The 6,093-nt window shown below is 59.7% G+C and carries 3 protein-coding genes, 1 tRNA gene and 1 pseudogene; 2 read left to right on the top strand and 3 right to left on the bottom strand.

Going from position 1 to position 6,093, the window contains the following annotated elements:
• Positions 1-245, top strand: a pseudogene (locus tag BJP07_RS08810) (IS481 family transposase); the annotation flags it as partial.
• A 94-nt stretch (positions 246-339) separates the two neighbouring features.
• On the opposite strand, the gene BJP07_RS08815 reads toward BJP07_RS08810, so the two are convergent.
• Both BJP07_RS08815 and mgtE read right to left on the bottom strand, forming a co-directional pair.
• A tRNA-Arg gene (locus tag BJP07_RS08815) sits at positions 340-415 on the bottom strand.
• Between the two features lie 77 nt (positions 416-492).
• Positions 493-1,854 (bottom strand): magnesium transporter, encoded by a 1,362-nt coding sequence (gene mgtE / locus BJP07_RS08820; RefSeq protein WP_071567114.1) that lies wholly within the window; start codon positions 1,852-1,854, stop codon positions 493-495.
• Positions 1,855-2,118: 264 nt separating this feature from the next.
• Here mgtE and BJP07_RS08825 point away from each other — a divergent pair, with 264 nt between their 5' ends.
• Positions 2,119-4,377 (top strand): hypothetical protein, encoded by a 2,259-nt coding sequence (locus tag BJP07_RS08825; protein WP_071567115.1) that lies wholly within the window; start codon positions 2,119-2,121, stop codon positions 4,375-4,377.
• A 12-nt stretch (positions 4,378-4,389) separates the two neighbouring features.
• Here BJP07_RS08825 and BJP07_RS08830 read toward each other — a convergent pair whose 3' ends face one another.
• On the bottom strand, positions 4,390-5,220 hold the full coding sequence (locus tag BJP07_RS08830) for a fumarylacetoacetate hydrolase family protein (RefSeq protein ID WP_071567116.1): 831 nt from the start codon (positions 5,218-5,220) through the stop codon (positions 4,390-4,392).
• Between the last annotated feature and the right edge of the window lie 873 nt (positions 5,221-6,093).

The following is a 6,093-nucleotide window of genomic DNA, read 5'->3' on the forward strand; positions in this document are numbered from 1 at the left end:
AATGGCGCATCCGCCAAGACATCGTCGGAACCAACGGCAAAGTCACCATCCGCTACGCCGGAAGGCTCTACCACTTAGGAATTGGACGCGCCTACGGCGGCAAACACATCCTGATGGTCATCACCGATAACCACGTCACCACATCGCTAAAAGAGACCGGCGAAATCATCACCGAGCACTACATCGACACGTCTCGCAATTACCAAAAACCATACTGGCGAAAAGGCCAACCCCCACTGGCCTAAAAACAAAACCGGTGCCTCGGAAAAATAAAAACCAAGGCACCGGTTTGTCCACCATGTCGCGACTGAGTTGTCAACTATGTCGCGACTGAGGACATGGTGCGCCCGGAGGGATTCGAACCCCCAACCTTCTGATCCGTAGTCAGATGCTCTATCCGTTGAGCCACGGGCGCGGTATTTGCGATATTTGCTGCCTTGCAGGCAACGAAAGAAACTCTACACCGAAACAGCGAGTGCAGCAAAACGCATGCTAGATCCCCAGAACTGCTTTGGCGATGAAGAAGTAAATAATCAAACCGGTCGCATCACAGAATGTGGAGATGAACGGGTTGGAGAACACAGCTGGGTCGGCACCGATGGTCTTGGCGATGATCGGCATGACGCCACCTACTGTCGCGGCCATCGTGCACACCAGCAGCAGCGTCAACCCGATGACGATGCCAACCGACTGCCCGAACACCAGCCCTGCCAGCACAAAGCCCAACGAGCCGAGTACCGCGCCGAGCAGCAAGCCCACTCGCATTTCACGCCACGCAACCTTGGCCACGTCGCGGTTGCGCACGTCATTGAGTGCAAGGGCACGGGTCACGGTGGTGGCGGCCTGGTTGCCTGTGTTGCCGCCGGTACCTGTCAGCAGCGGGATAAATAAGGACAACACTACGGCCTTCTCCAGTGTGTCTTCGAAGATGCCGAGCACCTGCACGGTCAGAATCGCGGAGACTGCAAGCACCAGTAGCCACACGATACGGCTCTTCACCAGGGCCTGCACCGGCGTGGAGAGGTACGGGCGCTTCAGGGCTTCGGATGCACCCAGGCGGGCGGTATCCTCGCTGTCTGCTTCTTCGACGATGTCGTGGGCTTCGTCGTAGGTGAAGATGCCCACGAGGTGGTGTTCATTATCGACGACCGGCAACGCCAGCAGGTTCGAGGATAGGAACCAGCGGGCGGTGTCCTCGGCATCGTCGGAAGCGTAGGCGTACTGCGCTTCCCGCATGACTTCGGAAACTGGTTGGTTGGCGTTGGATTGGAAGAGGCGTCGCAAAGAAACGATGCCCAACAGCGTGCGGTGTGCGTCTGTGACGGGGACGGTGTAGATCGTCTCCAGGTTGTCGACGTTCTCGCGCAAATTATCGACGACCTCTTTGACCGTCATCTGCGGCGTGACCAGGGGAACCTCCGGCGACATCGCGCGGCCAACGGTGCCTTTTTCATAGCCAAGGACGACGTTGGTGACGCGCTGATCATCCTCATCGAGTTCGCGCATGAGGCGAGCCGCGACCTCGGGCGGAAGCTCGTCGAGGAGGGCCACGCGGTCCTCGGCGCCGAGGGCGTCGAAGAAGCCGACGACGGCTTCGTCGCCAAGCGCGGCGACCATGTCAGCCTGGTGGGCTGGGTCCAGGACGTCGAAGACAATTGCGGAACGTTCCGGCGACAACAGGCGCAGGATCTTCGCACCGTTCGTGGCGTCGGTGCGCTCAATCATCGCGATGATGTCTTTGAGGCGGACGTGCTTCAGCTGCTCCTGAAGTTCCGACAGCTCTTCTATCTCAGGGTCGTGGTCCTCCAGTCGCCGCTCGAGCTCGTAGAGCTGCTCGGGGTCATTGATCTTCATCTCCACGTCCTTTCACCTCGCCAAGAATGGCCAAGATTGACCAAGTCAAGCACTGCAAGCGTAGCCGCACTTACCCCCGGAGGTGGAATAACGTCTCTTTTTGTCCGGCGAACTACCTGCATGTTTTGCATATCTCTTTCCACCTCTAGCCTTGGGCGGGGGTAAGAATGTTAAGTTTTACTGAACAGCAACGATATTCATCTGTGACATACCTGTACTGCGGAACCAGTACAGCGTTTTCGCTCTTGAGCAAAGGACAAGTTTATGGCATACAGCACGCGCACAAAGCGCATCTCCATCGCTGCCGGTGCGCTTTCCATCGCGCTGGTCGCCCCATTCGTCAGCGTTTCGACGTCCGACCTCCCCACAGCCCACGCACAAACTGTTGCGACGCAGGCATCCGACTTCGATACTCCTGAAGAGGTCAACTTCTGGGACGCCACAACGGTCCAACTCAAAGACCTCGCCCTGAACCCCGGCGATAAGGTGGAGACCTACTACAGCTGGACGACGGTCGGCACGTACCGCTGGAAGGTAACCGTCGACGAACTCGGCGTCCTGACCGTAGGTCGCCCGAGCGACGGCTTGGCGTTCAGCAGCAAGGTCGGCAAGACCGTCGAGATCCCAATCAAGGTCACCCCGATCGCCGGCGAGCCATACGAGGCCACACTGAAGATCACCGTGAAGGACGAGAAGCCAGCGGAAGAAACCACCACATCTGCGACCACCACGCCGGAGACCACCACGTCTGCGTCTGAGGCGCCATCTGAGTCTTCCGAACCACAGGCACCATCTAACTCTTCCGAACCTGAGGCGCCGGCTGAGTCGGAGGAGCCGTCGACAAGCGAGAATGCCCCAACCCCTGAGGCCCCGAAGTTCGACTTCAACAAGACCTACGAGGCTGAGAACTTCTGGAACAAAGACACCGTCGCCGTGCCGGAGGCCAAGCTCAATCCCGGGGACAAGATCGCGTCGACCTACTGGGACAGCACCACCCGCTGGCCGGTGGAAGTTGATGCGGAGGGCAACGTCACCATCGGCAAGCCGTGGAACAAGATCACCTTCAACAACGCCATCAAGGCTGGCAGCGCGGATATTCCGGTCACCATCACACCGAAGGAAGGCAAGCCATACTCCGGCACCCTGAAGGTTAAACTCACCGACACCATGCCTCCCGCCGCCTGGGAAGGCGACCTGCCGGACTTCAACAAGATCTACTCAGTCGACTTCGAGAAGCAGCGCGTGAAGCCGGTTCCGGGCCTCACACTGCCGGAGAACCTCACGATTGAGCGCAGCGGCGCAAAGTACCCACTCTGGTCCTTCACCAACGTCAACGGCCAAGTGCAAGTCAACGCGCCTGCCACCTTCACCCCGGGTGTGTTCGACCTGCCAGTCAAAATTAGCGACGGCACCTCCACCGTCGAGCGCACCATCCGCATCAACGCCACCAACCCACAGACCACTGGTGGGGAAATCGCGAAAGGCCTCGGTGGCGTCCTTGGCCCACTCCTGGGCGGACTCCTCGGAGGTGGCTCCGGCGGCCTTGGAGGCGCCCTCGGAAACCTGCTCGGTGGGCTTCTCGGCGGTGGCTCCGGCGGCTCTAATGGTTCCGGAGATGGCAAAGGTGGCTCCGGAGGTGGACTACTTGGCAACCTCAAGGGAATGCTCGAAGGCCTGATCAAGATTGAGAACGGCGCGTTCCGCTTCGAAAATAACGGCAATAACAACGGCAACGTCACCGTCACCAACAACGCGAACCCAACCGTCAACATTTCCGACAACGGGTCCAACAATGGCAACCCCCAGGTCAGCATTGTTGTCACCGACAATGCCAAGGTCAACGACAGCGGCAATAACAACGGCAACGTCACCGTCACCGGCAACGCGAACCCAACCGTCAACATCTCCGACAACGGGTCCAACAACGCGAACAACAACGGCAACCCCAACGTCGTGGTGACCAACAACGCAAACCCGACCGTGAACGTCACCGACAACGGCAACCCCATCATCACCAACAACGCGAACCCGAACGTGCAAGGCCTACCACTTAGCTCCGGCGGTGGATCCTCGAAGCGTGGCCAGCAGGGCGGCGAAGGCCAGGGCAAGGGCAACGGTGGCTCCTCGAACCTGAACGCGCGCGTCGGTGCCGAGGGCGGCATCTCCGATCCTCGCTGCATTGCAACCATGGTGGGCCTCGGCCTCCCGCTGCTGGCTTTAGTCCCGGTTGCACTGTCAAACGCCGCAGGACTGCGGATTCCGGGCCTCAGCGATGGTGCGATCGACCGCACCCTGCGCGACACCGCGCGCTCCCTCAACATGGATGCGAGCACACTTACTGCAGTCGGCGGTGGCCTGATCGGTGTCGTGGTGACGCTGCTGGCAATTGCCGGTCTGCGCAGCTGCATCCCAAACGTCAAGGACATCGACATCACCGTCGGCAGCTCTGGCAAGCAAGGACAGCAGCCGACCGGCTCGGTGACCACTACGGCGCCAGTCGTTCCCACCACCCCCGCAAAGTAAGGGTGCTGGGCGCTATTCGAACTCAAACACCGTGCGGTTCGAAATGCGCCCCAGCCCCTCAATCTCAATCGTGACGACGTCCCCGTCACCCACATAGCGCTTCGGGTCGCGCGCATGCCCAACCCCACCCGGCGTACCAGTCAAGATCGTGTCGCCGGGGTTGAGTGGGTAAATGTGCGAGATGTACTCAATGAGGAACTCCGGCGTGAACACCAGGTCAGACGTCGAATCGTTCTGCACTACCTCGCCGTTGAGGCGCGTCGTCAGCTCCCCCGCCCCGTCCCAGTCGTCGCGAGTGGTCAGCCACGGCCCGAACCCCGCCGACTTCTCCAAGGATTTTCCCTGGTGCCACTGCATCGTGGCGTACTGGTAGTCGCGCATCGTGTAGTCATTGGCCACCGCGTAGCCCGCGATGTAGTCAGCCGCGTCCGCCTCTTCTACGCGGCGCGCCCTCTTCCCAATCACCACCGCCAATTCCCCCTCCCAATCCAGGGCACTCCTGACCCATTCGGGAACGTTCACATCGTCGTAGGGGCCGGTCAGCGCATCAGCGAACTTGATGAACAGCGTCGGAAACTTCGGCAGCTCACGGCCCATTTCCTGAATATGGTTCGCGTAGTTCATCCCGACGCAGATAATCTTGCCGGGACGCGGAATAACCGGCGACAGGTCCTCGTCCCGGAAGGTAACCTGCTCCCCCTCTGCCGCAGCGAGCTCCTGCCATCCTTCTTGGGCGAGGAGCTCACCGACATCTTGAAAGTCGAGCTTTACAGCGGTCGTTTCCCCGGTGCGGCGCGCAGCGGCTGTGCCCCCATCGGGCAGGCGAAGCGTCATCAGTTGCATAGTGCGATTCCCTTCGGTGCGTGTGTACGCACGACGCTACCGGTCCGCATAGGCGCGCGCACCGGATTCGCGGATTTGCCTAGGTCGCTCGAACGCGATGCCGGAATGTGGTGAACAGTTAGTGTGTTGGTGTCGAGCAGCACAGAGGAAGATCGAGCATGCTTCTACGTGCGGCGTTGACCGACAAGATGCCTCGCTTCTGCAGAGTCACGCTCGGGGTGCCACGCATAGGGATGGAGCGCTTGCCAGAGACCTGACAATGTAGCTCCACTACGTGTCCACGATTTGCGGGCAACCCCAGCCAGCTTAGGCGTGAGAAAAGAGTGGGCCGGACGCAGCTAAACACACACAAAATGGGCCTTAAGCCCTTAAGCCCTTAAGCCCTTAAGCCAGATTCCCTCTCTCTTCCCCCGGAACGCTAAAGGTAAGCGAAGACCCTGGGTCCAGTCGTCCGGCTGGGGCCCAGGGTCTTCTTCCGATCCTGTCGTAACAGGTGGCGATAACCTGATCATAGCACTAAACGACATTGAACAACAACGAACAGAGTCACGTCTCAACGGTTAGCCACCAATGAGCCCGCTCTCGCATGTAAGAAATTACCGATGCGATGGTAGCGCACGCCCCTACCTGTGCGCAGGTGTTTCTAGAGTTTGCCCACAAGCTACATGTGGATACCTCCGGCGACCCCATAAACTCGAAACCCCAACCCACACACGGTGGGCTGGGGTGAAATGGTGCGCCCGGAGGTGTCCGAAGCCACGACATAGTTGACACGGCGTGCCTGCGAGAACCTTCCTGATGGTTGACACCTCAGCCGCGACATGGTTGACACTTAGCTTGAGGAAACAACCTGGGGTGGTGGTTGACACCTCA

It is taken from the genome of Corynebacterium sp. NML130628 (assembly GCF_001875665.1).
Classification (GTDB): domain Bacteria; phylum Actinomycetota; class Actinomycetes; order Mycobacteriales; family Mycobacteriaceae; genus Corynebacterium.